15 protein-coding genes are annotated in these 20,122 nt (G+C 70.7%); 11 read left to right on the top strand and 4 right to left on the bottom strand.

Going from position 1 to position 20,122, the window contains the following annotated elements; genetic code table 11:
- The first annotated feature begins 8 nt into the window (after positions 1-8).
- The 8 genes from ffh to rplS all read left to right on the top strand — a co-directional run bounded on the left by ffh (position 9) and on the right by rplS (position 6,557).
- Entirely contained in the window at positions 9-1,388 is a 1,380-nt protein-coding gene (gene ffh / locus FHR56_RS10145; protein WP_160947675.1) for a signal recognition particle protein, read from the top strand.
- 91 nt (positions 1,389-1,479) lie between these two features.
- Positions 1,480-2,277, top strand: coding sequence for a DUF2314 domain-containing protein (locus FHR56_RS10140; protein WP_160947676.1), 798 nt, complete (start codon positions 1,480-1,482; stop codon positions 2,275-2,277).
- Between the two features lies 1 nt (position 2,278).
- A complete protein-coding gene (locus FHR56_RS10135; protein WP_160947677.1) occupies positions 2,279-3,367 on the top strand; it encodes a nitronate monooxygenase in 1,089 nt (362 codons plus the stop codon).
- Entirely contained in the window at positions 3,364-4,164 is an 801-nt protein-coding gene (locus FHR56_RS10130) for an aminotransferase class IV (RefSeq protein WP_160947678.1), read from the top strand. Before FHR56_RS10135 ends, FHR56_RS10130 begins: the two co-directional genes overlap by 4 nt.
- Before the next feature lie 171 nt (positions 4,165-4,335).
- Positions 4,336-4,596, top strand: coding sequence for a 30S ribosomal protein S16 (gene rpsP / locus FHR56_RS10125; RefSeq protein WP_010342240.1), 261 nt, complete (start codon positions 4,336-4,338; stop codon positions 4,594-4,596).
- Between the two features lie 43 nt (positions 4,597-4,639).
- Positions 4,640-5,152 carry a ribosome maturation factor RimM gene (gene rimM, locus FHR56_RS10120; protein WP_160947679.1) on the top strand — a complete coding sequence of 171 codons (513 nt, stop codon included), beginning with the start codon at positions 4,640-4,642 and terminating at the stop codon, positions 5,150-5,152.
- A gap of 74 nt (positions 5,153-5,226) precedes the next feature.
- Positions 5,227-6,009, top strand: a complete 783-nt coding sequence (gene trmD / locus FHR56_RS10115; RefSeq protein WP_160947680.1) for a tRNA (guanosine(37)-N1)-methyltransferase TrmD — start codon at positions 5,227-5,229, stop codon at positions 6,007-6,009.
- Positions 6,010-6,140: 131 nt separating this feature from the next.
- Positions 6,141-6,557 carry a 50S ribosomal protein L19 gene (gene rplS, locus FHR56_RS10110; RefSeq protein ID WP_010342237.1) on the top strand — a complete coding sequence of 139 codons (417 nt, stop codon included), beginning with the start codon at positions 6,141-6,143 and terminating at the stop codon, positions 6,555-6,557.
- A 297-nt stretch (positions 6,558-6,854) separates the two neighbouring features.
- Here the strand turns inward: rplS and FHR56_RS10105 are convergent, their stop codons facing one another.
- Positions 6,855-8,315 carry an MATE family efflux transporter gene (locus FHR56_RS10105; RefSeq protein ID WP_160947681.1) on the bottom strand — a complete coding sequence of 487 codons (1,461 nt, stop codon included), beginning with the start codon at positions 8,313-8,315 and terminating at the stop codon, positions 6,855-6,857.
- A 531-nt stretch (positions 8,316-8,846) separates the two neighbouring features.
- On the opposite strand from FHR56_RS10105, the gene FHR56_RS10100 reads away from it, so the two are divergent.
- Complete coding sequence (locus tag FHR56_RS10100) at positions 8,847-9,254, top strand: S4 domain-containing protein (protein WP_160947682.1); 408 nt, start codon at positions 8,847-8,849, stop codon at positions 9,252-9,254.
- A 434-nt stretch (positions 9,255-9,688) separates the two neighbouring features.
- Here FHR56_RS10100 and katG read toward each other — a convergent pair whose 3' ends face one another.
- Entirely contained in the window at positions 9,689-11,938 is a 2,250-nt protein-coding gene (gene katG, locus FHR56_RS10095) for a catalase/peroxidase HPI (RefSeq protein ID WP_160947683.1), read from the bottom strand.
- Positions 11,939-12,238: 300 nt separating this feature from the next.
- Positions 12,239-15,547, bottom strand: a complete 3,309-nt coding sequence (locus tag FHR56_RS10090) for an AAA family ATPase (RefSeq protein ID WP_184502485.1) — start codon at positions 15,545-15,547, stop codon at positions 12,239-12,241.
- A 239-nt stretch (positions 15,548-15,786) separates the two neighbouring features.
- Between FHR56_RS10090 and FHR56_RS10085 the strand changes: the two genes are divergently transcribed.
- Both FHR56_RS10085 and FHR56_RS10080 read left to right on the top strand, forming a co-directional pair.
- Positions 15,787-16,482, top strand: a complete 696-nt coding sequence (locus FHR56_RS10085) for a YafY family protein (protein WP_160948320.1) — start codon at positions 15,787-15,789, stop codon at positions 16,480-16,482.
- 57 nt (positions 16,483-16,539) lie between these two features.
- Positions 16,540-17,199: a glutathione S-transferase family protein gene (locus FHR56_RS10080; protein ID WP_160948321.1), complete on the top strand. Its 660-nt coding sequence runs from the start codon at positions 16,540-16,542 to the stop codon at positions 17,197-17,199.
- A 316-nt stretch (positions 17,200-17,515) separates the two neighbouring features.
- Here the strand turns inward: FHR56_RS10080 and mutS are convergent, their stop codons facing one another.
- Complete coding sequence (gene mutS, locus FHR56_RS10075) at positions 17,516-20,107, bottom strand: DNA mismatch repair protein MutS (protein ID WP_160948322.1); 2,592 nt, start codon at positions 20,105-20,107, stop codon at positions 17,516-17,518.
- Positions 20,108-20,122 lie beyond the last annotated feature (15 nt).

The following is a 20,122-nucleotide window of genomic DNA, read 5'->3' as shown; positions in this document are numbered from 1 at the left end:
CCGCCCGCATGTTCGAATCCCTCACCCAACGCCTCTCCGGCACCATGCAGCGCCTGCGCGGCCGCGGTCGCCTGACCGAGGAGAACATCCGCGAAGCCACCCGCGAAGTGCGCATCGCGCTGCTCGAGGCCGACGTCGCCCTGCCGGTGGTGCAGGCGCTGATCGAGCGCATCAAGGTGCGCGCGGTCGGCCAGGAAGTGCTCAAGAGCCTGACCCCGGGCCAGGCGCTGATCAAGGTCGTGCGCGACGAGCTGACCGCGGTGATGGGCTCGGCCGCCAGCGACCTCAACCTCAACGTGCCGGCGCCGGCGATCGTGCTGATGGCCGGCCTGCAGGGCGCGGGCAAGACCACCACGGTCGGCAAGCTGGCCAAGCACCTGAAGGAAAAGCGTAAGAAGAAGGTGATGGTGGTGTCGGCCGACGTGTACCGTCCGGCCGCGATCGAGCAGCTCAAGACCCTGGCCGAGCAGGTCGGGGTGCTGTTCTTCCCGTCCGAGGCCTCGCAGAAGCCGGTGGACATCGTGCGCGCCGCCATCGCCGACGCGCGCAAGTCCTTCGTCGACGTGCTGCTGGTGGATACCGCGGGCCGCCTGGCGATCGACGCGGCGATGATGGAGGAGATCAAAGCGCTGCATGCGGCGATCACCCCGGCCGAGACCCTGTTCGTGGTCGACGCGATGACCGGCCAGGACGCGGCCAACACCGCCAAGGCGTTCAGCGAGGCGCTGCCGTTGACCGGCGTGGTGCTGACCAAGACCGACGGCGACGCCCGTGGCGGCGCCGCGCTGAGCGTGCGCTACATCACCGGCAAGCCGATCAAGTTCATCGGCGTCGGCGAGAAGCCCGACGGCCTGGACGTGTTCCACCCCGATCGCCTGGCCAGCCGCATCCTCGACATGGGCGACGTGCTGTCGCTGGTCGAGCAGGTCGAGCACCAGGTCGACAAGGACAAGGCGCAGAAGCTGGCCGAGAAGGTCGCCAAGGGCAAGAAATTCGACCTCAACGACATGCGCGATCAGCTCGAGCAGATGCAGAACATGGGCGGCCTGTCCGGGCTGATGGACAAGCTGCCGGGCATGGGCCAGATCCCCGACCATCTCAAGCAGCAGGTCGCCGGCAACAAGGACGTGCCGCGGATGATCGCCATCATCGGTTCGATGACCAAGAAGGAGCGGCGCAACCCGGGCTTGCTCAACGGCTCGCGCCGCGCGCGCATCGCCCGCGGCTCCGGTACCCAGCCGGCCGACGTCAACAAGCTGATGAAGCAGTATCAGCAGATGGAAAAGATGATGAGCAAGATGGCCGGCGGCGGCATGAAGGGCCTGATGCGCGGCATGAAGGGCATGCTCGGCGGCATGGGCGGTCGCGGCGGCCTGCCGTTCCGCTGAGCGCGTCCGTCGGGCGAGCCGCGCGAGGCATTACCTGGACGGCGGCGTTGCCGTCGGACCGTGGATTTTTTTTGAAAGGGACATCACTGCGATGAGCGAACATTCGATGTATTTCACCGGCGACGAGGATGCCGCGATGCAGGCGGCCTACATCGCCGCGCGCGGGACGTTCAAGTTCTTCTGGCGCGAACTGTCCTGGGAGTACCGGCGTATCGTGCCGGGGCTGGAAATGGCGGCGGTGAAGTTCGCATTCGCGACCGATGCCGGCGATCCCGAGGCGCCGCCGTTCGAACACATGTGGGTCGGCGACGTGCAGTTCGATGGCGAGACCGTCTTCGGCACGCTGCTCAACGATCCGCACGACATCGCGTCGCTGCAGGCCGGAGCCGAGGTGGCATTGCCGTTCGCCGAACTGGAGGACTGGATGTACGTCATCGGCGGCAAGGTCTATGGCGGCTACACCATCGACGCGCAGCGGCGCGAGATGGCGGCCGACGAGCGCGCAGAACACGACGCGGCCTGGGGACTGGAATTCGGTCCGCCCGGGCAGGTGCAGCTGGTGCCGTCGCCAGCGCAGGCGACGGACGACAGCGCCGCCGCCGACGCGGCTGCCGAACTGTCGCTGCGCGAGCACCCGATGAGCGAGAACATCGCGCCGCGCATCGACGAGAATCTGCGCAGCCACCCCGAGGCGGTGCATGCGCGTGACGGGCAGGGCTGGACGCTGTTGCAGCGCGACGCGCTGGCCGGCAACTACCAGCCGGTGGCGTTGCTGCTGCAGCATGGCGCCGACCCGTCGCTGCGCACGCCGCAAGGCCGTACGGCGCTGGAATTGGCGCAGCACATGGGCTGGCCGCGCATCGTGCAGTTGTTGCAGCAGGCCGGCTGAGATGGCGCCGTCGCCACGCCCGGGCTCTGCGGCGCAGGCGCGGGCGCTGCAGTTCTGCGAGCGCTTCGGCCTGCGCCTGCCGATCCTGCTCAGCCCCATGGCCGGCGCTTGCCCGGTGCCGCTGTCGGCCGCGGTCGCCGCGGCCGGCGGCATGGGCGCGATGGGCGCGGTGCTGTCCGCGCCGCAGGACATCGGAGCGTGGATGGACGCGTTCCGCGCCGCCGGTGGCGGGCCGGCGCAAGTCAACCTGTGGGCGCCGGATCCGCCGCCCGTGCGCGATGCCGCCGCCGAGGCCGAAGTGCGCGCCTTTCTCGCTGCCTGGGGGCCGCCGGTCGAGGCCGCCGCCGGCGATGCGGCGCCGGCCGATTTCGACGCCCAGTTCGACGCCTTGCTCGCAGCGCGCCCGGCGGTGGCCTCCTCGATCATGGGCCTGTTCCGGCCGGACCAGGTGCAGCGCCTGCAGCAGGCGGGGATCGCCTGGTTCGCCTGCGCCACCACCCTGGACGAGGCGCTGGCCGCGCAGGCCGCCGGCGCCGATGCGGTGGTCGCGCAGGGCGCCGAGGCCGGCGGCCACCGTGGCGCCTTCGCCGCAGGCCGTGCCGAGCGGCAGCTGACCGGGCTGTTCGCGCTGCTGCCGCGGCTGGCCGATCGCCTGCAGATCCCGGTGATCGCTGCCGGCGGCATCGGCGACGGCCGCGGCATCGCCGCCGCGCTGGCCCTGGGCGCGAGCGCGGTGCAGATCGGCACCGCCTTCCTGCGTACCCCCGAGGCAGCGCTGGCGCCGGCCTGGGCGGCCGCCTTGGCCCGGGCCGAACCCGAGCAGACCACGCTGACCCGCGCCTTCTCCGGTCGCCTGGGCCGGGCGCTGGTCACCGACTACGTGCGTGCCGCCGCCGCGCCGGACGCGCCGCCGCCGCGGCCGTACCCGGTACAGCGCGGGCTGACCGCGCCGATGCGCCAGGCCGCGCAGCGCGCCGACCGCCTCGCAGCAATGCAGGCCTGGGCGGGGCAGTCGGCATGGATGGCGCCGGCCGAGCCGGCCGCGGCGCTGCTGGCGCGCTGGTGGGCACAGGCGCAGGCCTTGTCGTGAACGCACAGGTTTTTCACCACGGGCAGCCTGCGCCGGCCGAGTTGCTGGCCGCGGCCGCCCTGGTGAACTATGGGCATTTCAGCACCATGCAGGTCCGCGGCGGCGGCGTACGCGGGCTCGACCTGCATCTGCAGCGGCTGCAGCAGGCCAACGCGGCGCTGTTCGGCAACGCGTTGCCGGCCGATCGCGTGTGCGACGCACTGCGGGCGGCGCTGGCCGCGTTCGGCAGTGGCGATGCGTCGCTGCGCATCACGGTGGTCGCGCCGGCCTTCTCGTTGCGCCGGGCCGCCGACGACTGCGCGGTGGAACTGCTGGTGTCGCTGGCGGAACCGGCGCAGGCCGAGGCGGCACCGCTGCGCCTGCGCAGCAGCGTGTTCGCGCGCGAGGCGCCGCAGTTCAAGCACGTCGGCACGTTCGGCGCATTCCAGCAGCGCCGCCTGGCACTGCAGGCCGGCGCCGACGATGCGCTGTTCGTCGACGCACAGGGGCAGGTGGCCGAGGGGCCGACCTGGAACCTGGGGCTGTGGGACGGCGCCTGCCTGCACTGGCCACAGGCACCGGCGCTGCACGGCACCCAGCAGCGGTTGCTGCAGGCGGGCCTGGCCCAGCTGGGTGTGGCGCAGCGCGAGCGGCCGCTGTCGCTGCAGGAACTCGGGGCGGACGTGGCCGCCTTCACCTGCAACGCCCGCGGGCAGCAGGCGGTGGCGGCGGTGGACGAGCGCGCGCTGCGCCCGGCCGAGGAGTTGCTGGCCCTGCTGGAGCAAGCACTGCGCACCCAGCCCTGGCAGGCGATCTGAACGTTTAGAATGGGAGCTCGCCACCATCGGCGCGCTTCTGACGAATCCCCAATCCCGAATCCCCAATCCCTTGCCGCGTCAGCGGCAACGACTTGGCAGCGGCGGGGGCGGTGGCTATAATCGTCGGTTCACCGCGCCATCCTGGCGACTGGGCAACACCGGAAACTCACCATGGTCAAGATCCGCCTTACCCGTGGCGGCGCCAAGAAGCGCCCCTTCTACCACATCATCGTCACCGACGTGCGCAGCGCGCGCGACGGCCGCAACATCGAACGCGTCGGTTACTACAACCCGGTCGCCCAGGGCGCCGAGCCGCGCGTGGTGCTGGACCTGGCCCGCGTCGACCATTGGGTGTCCAATGGCGCGCAGCTGACCGACAAGGTGCGCAACCTGTACAAGGAAGCCACCAAGAACCAGGCCGCCGCGGCCTGATTCCGCGGGCCGCGCCGAGTGCGCGGCCCTTGCGTTTGCCCCGATGAAAGACAGCCAGCGCCGCATCCTGCTCGGTCGGGTCCTCGGCGCGTTCGGCATCCGTGGCGAGGCCAAGCTCGAGTCCTGGACCGAGCCGCGCCTCGCCATTTTCCGTTATCAGCCCTGGATCGTGCGCAAACCCGACGGCAGCGAGAGCAGCCTCACCGGCGTGCGCGGCCGCGAATCCGGCAAGTACCTGATCGCCACGCTGCCCGAGGTCACCGACCGCGACGCGGTGGAAGCCTTGCGCGGCACCGAGATCTACGTGGCGCGCAGTAGCCTGCCGCCGCCGCGTCCGGACGAGTACTACTGGGTGGACCTGGAAGGCCTGGACGTGCGCACCGTCGACGGCGTGGCCCTGGGGCAGGTCTCGCACCTGTTCTCCACCGGCGCCAACGACGTGCTGGTGGTGCGCGGCGACCGCGAGCGGCTGGTGCCGTTCGTGCAGCCGGACTACATCAAGTCGGTGGATTTCGAGGCCAACCTGGTCGTGGTCGACTGGGACCCCGAATTTTGAGCGATGCCGGCGCGTGCGCTGGCCCCGCTGTCGCTTTTGCGAATCCCCACTCCCGACTCCCCAATCTCCGCCCCATGCGCATCGACGTCATCAGCCTGTTCCCCGAGTTCGTCGCCCAGTGCGCCGGGTTCGGCGTGGTCGGGCGTGCGCAGGAGCGGGCGTTGCTGGAGCTGCGCGGCTGGAACCCGCGCGACTACGCCAGCGGCGGCTACCGCAAGGTCGACGACCGCCCGTTCGGCGGCGGCCCCGGCATGGTGATGATGATCGAGCCGCTGCAGGCCTGCCTTGAGGCGGTGCGCGCGGCCGATCCGCAGCCGGCGCCGCTGATCTACCTGAGCCCGCAGGGGCGGCCGCTGACCCAGGCCAAGGCGCGCGAACTGGCCGCATTGCCGCGGCTGCTGTTGCTGTGCGGGCGCTACGAAGGCGTGGACGAGCGCTTCGTCGCCGCCGCGGTGGACGAGGAGATCTCGATCGGCGACTACGTGCTGTCCGGCGGCGAACTGGCCGCGGCGGTGCTGGTGGATGCGGTGACCCGGCTGCAGGAGGGTGCGCTGAACGACGCCGAATCCGCCGCCCAGGACAGTTTCGAGGGCCCGGACGGCCTGCTCGACTGCCCGCACTACACCCATCCGCGCGAACATGCGCTGGGCGAGGTGCCGGCGGTGCTGCGTTCCGGCAACCATGCCGCGATCGCGCGCTGGCGTCGCAAGCAGGCCTTGGGGCGGACCTGGCTGCGGCGCCCGGAACTGCTGGACGAGGCGGCGCTGAGTGCGGCCGACCGCCGTCTGCTGCAGGAATTCCGCCAGGAGCGGGAGGCGGCCCTGGCCGCCGAACAGGAAAATCCACCCAGGCCCTAGCCATGGCCGCCGGGCTGGGTTAAAATGCCCGGCTTTCCGGCCAGTGCGTTCCGTGCTTGGCCCATCCGATATCGCGCAATCGCCGTGCGGCGACTGCCGGACCACCTCACCAGACACAAGCGGTGCCCACCATGAGCAAGCTCAACAAGACCATCCTGGCCGACTTCGAAGCCGCCCAGATCCAGCGCAAGCTGCCGGAGTTCAACCAGGGCGACACCGTCGTCGTCAACGTCAAGGTGAAGGAAGGCAACCGCGAGCGCGTGCAGGCCTACGAAGGCGTGGTGATCGGCACCAAGAACGCCGGCCTGAACTCCTCGTTCACCGTGCGCAAGATCTCGCACGGCTACGGCGTCGAGCGCGTGTTCCAGACCCACAGCGCCACCATCGACTCGGTCGAAGTGAAGCGCCGCGGCAAGGTCCGCGCCGGCAAGCTGTACTACCTGCGTGGCCTGGAAGGCAAGGCCGCCCGCATCAAGGAAGATCTGGCCGCCGCTGCGCAGGCCAAGGTCGCGCGCCAGGCCGCTGCGGCTGCCGCCAAGGCCGAGTAATCCCCGGCGACCCTCGGGTCGCTGCCGCAACGGCCGCCTTCGGGCGGCCGTTTGCGTTTGGGGGATGGCAGCATGTGCGCCGTGGCCTGTGGTGCATTCAGTCCCAGCGCTGTTTTCAACCGACGCCGCGCGCGATGCCTTCGTAGGAGCGGCTTCAGCCGCGACCAGGCATTCCCAGAACCGCTCGCCGTCGAGCGTCTGCGTCCCTCTTGACGATGGTCGGTGGCCTGGTCGCGGCTGAAGCCGCTCCTACACATGGGGGGATCCGGCGGCAAGTCATTGCCGCCGCCCAGGCGCTCAGCGCGCCGGATCCTGCGCCACCGCCACGTCGGCGACCGGTGCCGGCGGCTGCGCCGGCACTTCCGCCGGATGCGCCACGGTTTCCGGCCGCGAGGGCGCCAGCATCCGCGCCTTGCGCCAATTGCCCCAGCGGTAGTACGCCAGTGACACCAGCATCGCGCAGGTGGCGCTGGTCGGGAAGCTCCACCACACCGCGTCCACGCCCAGCTGCGGCTGCAGCAGTTGCGCGAACGGCACGCGGATGCCCCACAGCGACAGCGCCAGGATCAGCAACGGCGGGATCACCGCGCCGGTGGCGCGGACCACGCCGGAGATCACGAAGGTGACGCCGAAGAACAGGAACGACCACACCGCGATGTGGTTGAGATGGCGCGCGATCTCCAGCGCCGCGCTGTGCGGCGGCAGGAACAGCGCCAGGGTCCAGCGGTCGAACAGGATCAACGGCGCGATCAGCGCGCCGGTCAGCAGGAAGTTGAACAGCACGCCCTTGCGCGCGGTCGCCGCGACCCGGTCCCAGCGCTGCGCGCCGACGTTCTGCGCGGCCATCGACGAACAGGCCGCGCCGATCGCCATCGCCGGCATCTGCAGGTAGGCCCACAGCTGCAGCGCCGCGCCGTAGGCGGCGGAGGTGGCGGTGCCGTAGCCGTTGACCAGCGAGATCATCACGATCATCGCCAGCGAGATCAGCACCATCTGCAGCCCCATCGGCACGCCCTTGACGATCAGCGCGCGCAGGATCGGCAGGTCGAGCCGGAACAGCCGCGCGTCGCGGCGGCCCAGCCACAGCACGTGGCGCTTGTGGCGCAGATACAGCAGCAACCCGGCCAGCGATACCGCCTGCGCGATCAAGGTGGCCCAGGCCGCCCCGGCGATGCCCAGCTTGGGGAACGGGCCCAGCCCGAACAGCAGCAGCGGGTTGAAGCCGATGTCCAGCACCACCGACAGCAGCAGGAAGCGGAACGGCGTGCGCGAATCGCCGGTGCCGCGCAGCGCCGCCGACAGGAACGCGAAGGTGTACAGCAGCGGCATCGCCAGGAAGATCACCCGCAGGTAGGCCTCGGCCAGCGGCAGCGACGCCGCCGGCGTGCCCATCGCCGCCAGCAGGTGCCGCGCCAGCCACCAGCCGCCGGCGGCGATCAGCACCGAGATGCCGATGAAGAAGGTGGCGCTGGTGCCCATCACCCGTCGCGCCTGGGCCACGTCGCCGCGGCCCATCGCCTGGCCGATCAGGATGGTGGCGGCCATGCCGATGCCGAACACCGAACCGATCAGGAAGAACATGATGCTGTTGGCGTTGGCCGCCGCGGTGAGTGCCGCTTCGCCCAGGTAGCGGCCGATCCAGACGGCATTGACCGAGCCGTTGAGCGACTGCGCGATGTTGCCGGCCAGGATCGGCAGCGAGAACAGCAACAACTGGCGGCCGATCGGGCCTTCGGTCAGCGTGGCGGGCTTTTGCATCGCGGGTCGGGATAGAGCGTGAGCCGGCCACACTAGCACCGACCGATGGCAGTGGGGCGATGGGCGAACCGCGGCCTGCAGCGTTCGTGCAGCAGGCGTGCATGGCCGGGCCCTGGCCGCCTCATGACGCCTGGGCGCCCATGCGCGGCGGCCGGCCCTGCTCGAGTCGTGCGTGGTCATGCGCTTGCGCCGAGGACGGGCGCGCGTTCGCCAGAGATCGCGTCATGCGCTCCTTGGGCGGGCGTGGATCGACGTGCGGACCGGTGTGCGACGATCGACCTGGGCAAGCCGCGCCCGGGCGCGCCTGCAGCGTGGCCGGGTGCTGCCCGCTCTCCCATTCTTCCCCGCCAACCCATTCATCCTGCACGGACAGGTCATGGCGGGCGCCGTGCTTGTATTGACGCGACGGCATCGCCATCTGTGCGAAGAGACATGTGCGCCGCCCATGCCTTCGGTCGGCGCGATGGCTTCCGATCCGCATCGCCCTCTGGCTGCCTGCAACCCCAACGCAAGTGGATGTCGAGCAACGCAATGAACGAATCTGTCGTGCAAGCCGCCGCGGTGCGCCTGGATGTCTGGCTGTGGGCCGCGCGCTTCTTCAAGACCCGCAGCCTGTCCAAGCAGGCGGTGGAAACCGGCAAGGTGGACGTGGCCGGGCAGCGGCCCAAGTCCTCGCGCGCGGTGCGCGTGGGCGAACAGTTGCGCGTGCAGCGCGGCGACGAGGTGTTCGAGATCCAGGTGCTGGGCCTGAGTGACACCCGCGGCCCGGCCAGCGTGGCGCAGGCGCTGTACCAGGAGAGCGAGGCCTCGCGCGAACGCCGCGCGCAACTGCGCGCGCAGCGCAGCGCCGAGCGCAACGGCTACCAGGCCCCGGACGGCAAACCCGACAAGCGCGCCCGCCGCCTGATCCGCGCGCTCGGCGACCTGGACGCGTTGTAGCCGAGCTGGTGCGTTGCCGTGGGGCTGGCCGGCGCGCATGGGTGACGGGGTCGGCTGGGTGCGTGCACGCCGCCTGGGTTTTGTTGGTGCTGCGACGCTTTTGTAGTGCTGCCGTCGCGGCTGAAGCCGCTCCTACGGCGAGCGGACGGCACGCGGTGTGTCCCTGTGGGAGCGACGTCAGTGGCGACGAGCGAGGTCTGCCCGGGCCGGCCAGCAGTCGGGACTGAAGTCCCTCCCACGAGTGCGATTGTGCTCAGCATGGTCGGCTAGGCCGTAGGAGCGGCGTCAGCCGCGACACCGTCAGCCGCGGAACGATCCGCTGCCGTCTCTGGCTCACGCTCGATGCACCGCGGCCGACACCGACACTGGCGACATCGACGGAAACGACAACGCCCCGGCAAGCGGGGCGTTGTCGTGGAGCGAGCGGTGTGGCGTCAGGCGGCCAGGTCGAAGCGATCCAACTGCATCACCTTGGTCCAGGCGGCGACGAAGTCACGCACGAACTTCTCCTGCGCGTCGGCGCTGGCGTAGACCTCGGCCACGGCGCGCAGCACCGAATTGGAGCCGAACACCAGGTCGGCACGGGTGCCGGTCCACTTCACCGCGCCGCTGTGGCGGTCGCGGCCTTCGTAGACGTCCTTCATCTCCGAGGTCGCCTTCCACTCGGTGCCCATGTCCAGCAGGTTGGCGAAGAAGTCGTTGCTGAGCACGCCCGGGCGATCGGTGAACACGCCGTGCGCGGACTGGCCGCTGTTGGCGCCGAGCACGCGCAGGCCGCCGACCAGCACGGTCATCTCCGGCGCGGTCAGGGTCAGCAACTGCGCCTTGTCGATCAGCAGCGCCTCGGCCGACAGCGCGTAACGGCGCCTGGCGTAGTTGCGGAAGCCGTCGGCGAGCGGTTCCAGCACCTCGAACGACTCCACGTCGGTCTGTTCCTGCGACGCATCCATGCGGCCCGGCACGAACGGCACGTCGACGGTCTGACCCGCCAGCGAAGCCGCACGTTCCACCGCGGCAACGCCGCCGAGCACGATGAGATCGGCCAGCGAGATCTTCTTGCCGCCGCGATGCGCACCGTTGAACTGCGCCTGGATGCGCTCCAGCGTGGCCAGCACCTGTGCCAGTTGCGCCGGCTGGTTGACCTCCCAGTCCTTCTGCGGGGCCAGGCGGATCCGCGCGCCATTGGCGCCGCCGCGCATGTCCGAACCGCGGAAGGTGGACGCCGACGCCCAGGCGGTGGACACCAGTTGCGCCACGCTCAGCCCGGAGTCGAGCAGGGTCTGCTTGAGCGCGGCGATGTCCTGCGCGTCGACCAGCGGGTGGTCCACGGCCGGGATCGGGTCCTGCCACAGCAGCTCTTCGGCCGGCACGTCCGGGCCGAGGTAGCGCGCACGCGGACCCATGTCGCGGTGGGTCAGCTTGAACCAGGCGCGGGCGAAGGCATCGGCGAACTGCTGCGGGTTCTCCAGGAAGCGACGCGAGATCTTCTCGTAGGCCGGGTCGAAGCGCAGCGCCAGGTCGGTGGTGAGCATGGTCGGCAGGTGCTTCTTCGACGGATCGTGCGCGTCCGGAATCACCGCCTCGGCGTTCTTCGCCACCCACTGGTGCGCGCCGGCCGGGCTCTTGCTCAGTTCCCAGTCGAACTTGAACAGGTGTTCGAAGAACTCGTTGGTCCACTGCGCCGGCTTGGTGGTCCAGGTGACTTCCAGGCCGCTGGTGATGGTGTCGCCGCCCTTGCCGCTGCCGAAGCTGTTGGACCAGCCCAGGCCCTGGCTCTCCAGGTCGGACGCTTCCGGCTCGGCGCCGACGTGGTCGGCCGGGCCGGCGCCATGGGTCTTGCCGAAGGTGTGGCCGCCGGCGATCAGCGCCACGGTCTCTTCGTCGTTCATGGCCATGCGGCCGAAGGTGTCGCGGATGTCCTTGGCCGCCAGCAGCGGATCGGGATTGCCGTCCGGGCCTTCCGGATTGACGTAGATCAGGCCCATCTGCACAGCGGCCAGCGGGTTCTCCAGGTCGCGGCTGTGCTGCACTTCGCTGTCGTCGTCCTTCACCAGCACGCCGTGCGCCTCGTCCACGCCCGGCGAGCCGCGCGAATAGCGTTCGTCGCCGCCCAGCCACTTGGTCTCGCGGCCCCAGTACACGTCCTGGTCGGGCTCCCAGGTGTCGGCGCGGCCGCCGGCGAAGCCGAAGGTCTTGAAGCCCATCGATTCCAGCGCGACGTTGCCGGTGAGGATCAGCAGGTCGGCCCAGGAAATGGCCTGGCCGTACTTCTGCTTGATCGGCCACAGCAGGCGCCGGGCCTTGTCCAGGCTGACGTTGTCCGGCCAGCTGTTGAGCGGAGCGAAGCGCTGCTGGCCGCGGCCGCCGCCGCCACGGCCGTCGCCGGTGCGATAGGTGCCGGCGCTATGCCAGGCCATGCGCACGAACAGCGGGCCGTAGTGGCCGAAGTCGGCCGGCCACCAGTCCTGCGAGTCGGTCATCAGCGCGTGCAGGTCGCGCTTGAGCGCGTCGAGATCGAGTTGCTTGAACGCCTTGGCGTAATCGAACTGCGGATCCAGCGGATTGGAGCGGGCCGAATGCTGGTTGAGCAGGTCCACGCGCAACTGCTTGGGCCACCAGTCGCGATTGCTGGTGCCGCTGCCGCTGGCAGCCTGGTGGAACGGGCATTTCGATTCGCTGGTCATGGGAGGCTGCCTTGATCTGGATGAACGATATGGGGTGGCGCGACGCCGCGATCATACGGCGGCGGTACGGTGAAACTGGAGACACGATAGGCGGAAGCGGCGATCTATAGAATTCGAATTCTTCTAATCAATCGATAGCTATTGGCTATTGCTTTGATGGCAATGCGGTAACGCGCGCGTGGTGCGTCGATCGCCGAGCGACGGGCCGCGTTCCGGTTGCGCGGGGGGCCTTTGGGGCACGGACGACGCCATGCGCCACGGCCTGCCGTCTCGCACCGGGCGCAGCGCTGCCTGCAGCGCTCAGGCGATCGGCATCACGTCGAAATCGCCGCCCAGGACCCGCTCCAGCCGACCGCTACGCCAGCCGCGCACGCTGTCGCGTACCAGCGGCGACGGCGCGATCCGGTAGCGCCGGCACACGCGCAACTCGTCCTCGGCCTGTGCGGGGCGCCGTGGCTGTCCGGCCACGTCGGCAGCGACCCGGACCTGGACGGCGAGGCGGCGCAAGGCCGGTTCGTCGGCGTCCTGTTCCTGCACGTGCAGGCCGCTCTCCATTTCCAGCAGGTCCAGCGCGCCGAAGCCGCCGATGGCCAGCCACGCGTGGCCCTGTTCCGGATCCTGTCGCAGCACGTCCACGCGCATGTTGCGCTGTTCGGCCCAGGCCAGATACATCTGCAGCACGCGCTGCCACCACTGGCGCGCATCAGCGCCGTGGCGGTGCAGTTCGCTGGCGCCGATGCGCAGGTCCAGCAGCGCATCCTGCGCGCGCTGGTCCTGCAGCGCATCGCAGGCCAGTCGCAGCAGCCACAGCAATTGCGCCAGGCGTCCGACGAACCCGCCATCGGACTGTGCCGCCTGCAGCCGCGCGCGCATGCGCACCGCGCTGTTCAGGGCGCTGTCGATGCGGTCGCGGCGTTCGATGCGGTCCAGCACCTGGAAACGCCCCGGCTGCGACCAGAAATCGCGTTCGCCCATGCTGGCAAAATCGGCATCGCGCGCCTGCTGCCAGGCGTCGCTGGCCTGCAGTGCCTGCAGTGCGCTCAGCGCGGCATCCATCCGCGCCAGCGCTGCCTCGTCGGCCACGGGCGCATACACGATGTCGCGCAGGTCCAGCGGCGCGTCCGCGCGTCCCGCCGCCGATGGCGCCGGCGCCGCGGCGGGCGCGTCCGGGGCGATGAAACGGACGTCCAGGCGATCGCCGGCGCCGCGCACGAACAGGAACTGGTCCCCCTCCGGCGCGGTCTGCTCGACGATGCTGCGCGCCAGGGGGGCGAGCAGATGCTGCTCGATCGCACGCCGCAGCGGCCGCGCGCCCAGGTCCGGGGTGAAGCCGCGGTCGAGCAGGAACTCGATCGCCGACGGTTCCCATTCAACCGCCCAGGCGCGATTGCGCAGGCCGCGCCGGGTCAGCGTGCGATCCAGTTCCTTGTGCAGGATCTCGCGCATCAGCGCGCGGTCCAGCGGGTTGAACAGCACCAGACGATCGAGCCGGTTCACGAACTCGCGGCGGAACGTCTCGTACACCGCCTTTTCCACCGCGCTGCGCGAGTAGCCGCCGGCCACCGTGGCAAAGCCCGGGCCGGCGGCGCGGGCGAGCGTGGCACCGACGTTGCTGGTGAGGATGATGATGCTGTGGCGGAAGTCCGCGGTATTGCCGTTGCGGTCGCTCAGGCGGGCGTCGTCGAAGACCTGCAGGAACAGGTCCCAGACCTTGGGGTGGGCCTTCTCGAACTCGTCCAGCAACACCACCGAGAACGGTTGTTCGCGGATGCGCGCGATCAGCGTGCGTTGCCCGGCGCTGTCGTCGCCGGTGAGCCGGTACAGCGCGTCCTCGCCCTGGAACTCGCTCATGTCCAGGCGCAGCAGGCGCTCGGGGGTGCCGAACAGGAGTTCGCCCAGCGCCTTGGCCAGCTCGGTCTTGCCGGTGCCGGTCGGGCCGGCGAACAGGAACACGCCGATCGGACGACGGCTGTCGATCAGGCCGGCCTTGAGCATGGCGATGCGGTCGAGCAGGGTCTCCACCGCCTCGTCCTGGCCGAGCACGCGCTGGCGGAAGAAGTGGCGCAGCGCGTCCAGATCCAGCCGCTGGCGATCGTCGATCACGTCCAGCGGCAGGCCGCTGCGCCGCGACACGGCCTGCAGCAGGGCTTCGTCGTCCAGCGGCAGGCGCGGCACCTCGGCGCTGGTGGCCGCCTGCAGGGTTTCCTCCAACAACCGCAGCAGCCGCCCCGGCTCGTGCTGCTCGGGGGAATACTGCGCGGCCATGCGCTGGGCCTCGGCGAGGGTGTGCGCGTCGATCACTTCCGCCTGCAGCGTCTGCTGCTGCGCCTGCGCCCACTGCGCACCGATCTGGGCCAGTGCGGCGGGTGCCGCCGGCGCCAGCGTCACCACCTCGAAGCGCGACCGCGTCGTCGGCCGTGCCACCTGCAGCTGTGCCAGCTGTTGTGGCGTGATCTCGCCGATCAGGCGCAACTCGCCGCGCTCCAGCGCCGGCATCACCAGGTCGAGGATGCCCCTCGGGTCGCGTGCATGCGCGCCCTTGTGCAGCAGGTCGTAGAAGTCCGGCGCGCGCCACAGCGCGCGCTCGCGATGCAGGACCGCGAGCATTTCGCGGATGCGGCCCTCCAGCTCGCCGATGTAGCTCTGCCCGGCGAGAATCTCTGCCGCGGTCGCCTCGAACACCCGCCAGCCTTCCGCCAGCAGGCGTTCGCTCAGCAGGTCGATCAGCACGCTCTTGCCCACACCGTGTTCGCCGACCAGCAGCACCGGTTGCGGCGGGACGGCCGTCACCAGGTCGTAGGCGCGCTGCAGCGCTGCGTCCAGCGTCGGGTGCGGCAGGCGCAGGCGCGGCGGCACCGCGGCCACGACGCGGCCGAAACCGCCCAGCACGCGTTGCTCGCGGCGCTGCGCGCGCGCCTCCTGCAGGCGTTGCAGGAAGGGATCCAGCACCGGCTCCTTGAACCGGCCGAGGATCTCGCCCAGCTTGGCCACTGCGGCATCGTCCAGGCCGTCGACATCCACCGCCCGATCCGCCGGCGCCTTGCTCGCGGCCCAGTGCAGGTAAGCGCGCAAACGCTGCCGGAACGGGACGACGTCCCACCACCAGTCGCGCGCCTGCCGCAGCAGCACGTGCAGGTGGTCGGCATCCGGCTGCGCCTGCAGGTAGTCGAGCACGAAGTTGAGGGGATACGAGCCCAGGTGCGGCAGCAGTTCCAGCACCGGGTCGAGATCGCTGTTGCGGCGGTGCTGCAGCGCCACGGCCGCCATCGACGGCAATGCCCAGCCGGGGCTGCCGAGCGCCTCGATCACGGCCTGGTCGGAGAACGCCGGACCGGCCAGCAGCGCGGCACCTTGCTCGAACTGCGCGACCCGCGCCAGGTCGGCGGGACTGTGGATCTGGTCGTCCAGCGCTTCCACCTGCTGGCGCAGGCGCTGCACCTGCTGCTCGGGCGCGTCGGCGAGGTCGGCGTCCTGCGCATCGGATGGGGCGCTGCCGGCCGGGGCGGGATCGGGCGGGGCGGCCGAAGTCCGCGCCGAACGCGCATGCCCGAGCACGCGCGACAGCACCGCGCCCACCACGGCGCCGATGACGAACACCAAGATCTCCATGCGGCGCTCCTCAGGACCTGTCGGCGTGGGCGCGGCAGGCCGCGGGCGGGGTGCTTGGCCGGCGTGTCGACATGCGGTGGTCTCTCCTTGTGTGGGCGCGTCCACGCGCGATGGCCCGGCCGCTGCCGTGCTCCCGCCTGGCAGCGGTCGAGTATACGGTCCGCGCACGACGGCTCGTGCTGGTTGCGCACCGTGGACGCACTGCTGCGAGCGTGTGCGTGCGGCACTATCCTGTCGCGATGACCCAACGCGCCACCCGTCTGCTGCGCCTGCTCGACGCCCTGCGCGGGCGCCGCCGCCCCGTGGCCGGGGCGCAGCTCGCCGCCGACCTGGGCGTGAGCCTGCGCACGCTGTACCGCGATATCGCCAGCCTGCGCGGGCAGGGCGCCGACATCCTCGGCGATCCCGGCGTGGGGTATGTGCTGCGCCCGGGTTTCCTGCTGCCGGAGTTGAACTTCAGCGAGGACGAGCTGGAGGCGCTGACCCTGGGCGCGCGCTGGGTGGCGAGCCAGGCCGATCCGGAACTGGCGCAGGCGGCGCAGCGCGCCATCGCCCGGATCGGGGCGTCGCTGCCGGCGCCGTTGCGGCTGGCGCTGGAGACCAGCGGGCTGCTGGTGCCCGCGGCCACGCCTGCGCAGCCGGCGGCGCCATGGCTGCCGGTCCTGCGCCGCGGCATCCGCCTGGAGCACGTGCTGCACATGGATTATGCCGACGCCGAGGGGGTTGCCTCGCAGCGGCGCATCTGGCCGTTCGCGATGGCTTTCCTGGGCGGCTTCGGCATGATCGCGGCGTGGTGCGAACTGCGCGGCGACTTCCGCCATTTCCGTGCCGACCGGGTGCTGGCGCTGCGCGACGACGGCGCGCGCTATCCGGACCGCAGGCATTTGCTGATCCGGCGCTGGCGCGCCGCCACCGGACACGGCGTCGGCTCCTGACAGCGGCTGTCAGCAGGGGCGGCGCAGACTGCGCGGCGTCCACCACGGAGTTCGACCATGTCCCACGATCTTGTGCTCTACACCCACCCCATGTCGCGCGGCCGCATCGCGCGCTGGATGCTCGAAGAAACCGGCCTGGCGTACCGCGCGCAGATCCTCGACTACGGCACCGGCATGAAGGCGCCCGACTATCTGGCAATCAACCCGATGGGCAAGGTACCGGCGCTGGTCCACGGCACCGCCACGGTCACCGAAAACGCCGCGATCTGCGCCTACCTAGCGGACCTGGTGCCGGAGCGGCAACTGGCGCCGCCGCCGGGATCGTCCGCGCGGGGCGAGTACTACCGCTGGCTGTTCCTGCTGGCCGGACCGGCCGAGGCGTTCCTGACCGCCAGGCAGCAGGGCGCGCTGGCACCGGCGCACAGCGCCGGCTACGGCCATGGCGAGGACCTGCTGGACATGCTGGAGCAGGGCGTGGCCGGTCGCGAACACCTGGCCGGCGACCGTTTCAGCGCGGCCGATCTGTATGTCGCCGCGTTCCTCGGCTTCTACACGCGGATCGGCGTGCTGGAAGCGCGGCCGGCGTTCGTCGCCTTCGCGCAGCGGCACATGGCTCGGCCGGCGGCGCAGCGTGCCGCGGCCATCGACGATGCGTTGCTGGCCACGCATCCGAATCCCTTCATGCCGCGTCCGAGCGCGGCGCCGGCGAGCGTCTAGCGGGATGTGGATGACTGGCGGTTGGGTATGCCGTGTGGCCGGACCCTCGCCCCAACCCCTCTCCCGGTGGGAGAGGGGTGGTTGGGTATGCCGTGTGGCCGGACCCTCACCCCAACCCCTCTCCCGGTGGGAGAGGGGCTACGGCGCTTCCCTTGTCCCGCCGGGACCATGGCTCCCTTTTGGGGAGAAGGTGCCCCGCAGGGGCAGATGAGGGTGCGGGCGCAGCGTCGTGCGTCCTGACGCGGCGAGACGCTTCGCGCCGGACCCTCACCCCAACCCCTCCCCCGGTGGGAGAGGGGCTAAATCCGCAGGCCGCCTACAGCAGCGACTTGAGCCGGTACAGCGCCTCCAGCGCCTGCTTGGGCGTGAGTTCGTCCGGGTCCAGTGCGGCCAGCGCTTCCTGCGCGGCGGACGGCGTGGCCGCGAACAGGCCGAACTGCTGCGGCGCGTCCAGCGCCTGCGGTGCCATCTGTGAGGCATGGCTCTCGCCGCCGCGCTGCTCCAGTTCCGCCAGGCGCCGCCGCGCCTGCGCCACGGTGGCCTTGGGCAGGCCGGCCAGCGCCGCCACCTGCAGGCCGAAGCTGCGGTTGGCCGGGCCGTCCTTGACCGCGTGCATGAACACCAGGCGGTCGCCGTGCTCGACTGCGTCCAGGTGCACGTTGGCGATGCCGCTGGGGCCGCCTTCGACCGATTCGTCGGCCAGCGCGGTCAGCTCGAAATAGTGCGTGGCGAACAGCGTGTAGCAGCGGTTGTGGTGGGCGAGGTGGCGCGCCACCGCATCGGCCAGGGCCAGGCCGTCGTAGGTGGAGGTGCCGCGGCCGATCTCGTCCATCAGCACCAGCGACTGCGCGGTGGCGTGATGCAGGATGTAGCTGGTCTCGGCCATTTCGACCATGAAGGTGGATTGGCCGCGGGCCAGATCGTCGCCGGCGCCGATGCGGGTGAGGATGCGGTCGATCGGGCCGATCACCGCGCGCCGTGCCGGCACGTAGCTGCCGATGTGCGCGAGCAGCACGATCAGCGCGTTCTGGCGCATGTAGGTGGACTTACCGCCCATGTTCGGACCGGTGATCACCAGCATGCGCCGGTCGGGGTGCAGGTCCAGGTCGTTGGGTTCGAACGGCTGCTCGCGCACCGCTTCCACCACCGGGTGGCGGCCGCGTTCGATGCGCAGGCAGGCGCCGCTGTCCAGCTCCGGCTGGGTCCAGTCCAGCGCCTGTGCGCGTTCGGCGAAGCCGGCCAGCACGTCCAGCTCGCTGAGCGCGGCGGCGGCGCGCTTGAGCGGCTCCAGGCGCTCGCCCAGCGTGTCCAGCAGGCCTTCGTAGAGCAGCTTCTCGCGCGACAGCGCGCGCTCGCGTGCCGACAGCACCTTGTCCTCGAAGTTCTTCAGTTCTTCGGTGATGTAGCGCTCGGCGTTGGTCAGGGTCTGGCGGCGGCTGTAGTGCACCGGCGCCTTGTCGGCCTGGCCCTTGCTGATCTCGATGTAGTAACCGTGCACGCGGTTGTAGCCGACCTTCAGCGTGGCGATGCCGCTGCTGGCGCGTTCGCGCGCTTCCAGGTCGATCAGGAACTGGTCGGCGTTGGTGCTGAGCCGGCGCAGTTCGTCCAGCTCGGCGTCGTAGTCGGCGGCGATGACGCCGCCGTCGCTGAGCTTGAGCGGCGGCTGTTCGGCGATCGCCGCCGCCAACAGGTGCGCGATCTCGTCATGCTGGCCCAGCTCCGCGGCCAGCGCTGCCAGCCGCGGCGAATCCAGCGGCGCCAGGATCGCGCGCACCTTCGGCAACAGGCCCAGGCCATCGCGCAGGGTGGAGAAGTCGCGCGGGCGCGCCGAGCGCAGGGCGACGCGGGTGAGGATGCGTTCGACGTCGCCGAGCGCGCGGAACGCCTCGCGCAGGTCGGCATCGGCGCCACGATCGATCAGCGTGCCGACCGCGTGGTGGCGCTGCACCAGCACCTCGCGCAGGCGCAACGGACGATGCAGCCAGCGCCGCAGCAGGCGCCCGCCCATCGGCGTCACCGTGCTGTCGAGCACGCCGAGCAGGGTGTTGCGGGTGTCGCCGTCGACGCGCGTGTCCAGTTCCAGATGGCGGCGGGTGGCCGCGTTCATCGCGATCGCCTCGCCGGCGGTCTCCATCGCGATCGCGGTCAGGTGCGGCAGGCGCTGCTTCTGGGTTTCTTCCACATAGCCGAGCAGGGCGCCGGCGGCGGCGGTGGCGCGCGGCTTGTCGTCGATGCCGAAGCCGCTCAGATCGTGCAACTGGAAGAACGCCAGCAGTTGGCGGCGGCCGCTGTCGGCGTCGAACAGCCACGGCGGACGGCGGCGCACGCCGCGGCGCTCACGCAGGAATTCCGGCCACTGGTCCTCGTCGGGCACCAGCAGCTCGGCCGGCTCCAGCCGCGCCAGTTCCGCTTCCAGCGCGTCCTCGCTGTCCACCTCGTTGACCAGGAAGCGGCCGCCGGCCAGGTCGGCCCAGGCCAGGCCGTAGCCCTGCTTGGTGCGCGCGATGGCCATCAGCAAGGTGTCGCGGCGCTCGTCCAGCAAGGCCTCGTCGGTCACCGTGCCGGGGGTGACGATCCGCACCACCTTGCGCTCGACCAGGCCCTTGGCCAGGGCCGGATCGCCGATCTGCTCGCAGATCGCCACCGACTCGCCCAGCGCCACCAGCCGCGCCAGATAGCCCTCGTAGGCATGCACCGGCACCCCGGCCATCGGAATCGGTGCTCCGCCGGAACTGCCACGCTGGGTCAGGGTGATGTCCAGCAGCCGCGCGGCCTTGCGCGCGTCGTCGTAGAACAGTTCGTAGAAATCGCCCATGCGGAAGAACAGCAATAGGTCCGGATACTCGGACTTGGCGGCGAAGAACTGCTTCATCAGCGGGGTGTGTTCGGGGACTTTCTCGGAGGTCATGGCGCCTTCGTGCGG

Source organism: Xanthomonas sp. F10 (genome assembly GCF_014206815.1).
In the GTDB taxonomy this organism is placed as follows: domain Bacteria; phylum Pseudomonadota; class Gammaproteobacteria; order Xanthomonadales; family Xanthomonadaceae; genus Xanthomonas_A; species Xanthomonas_A indica.
The sequence above is the reverse complement of the archived record's forward strand: the minus strand, read 5'-3'. Positions and strand labels throughout refer to the sequence as shown.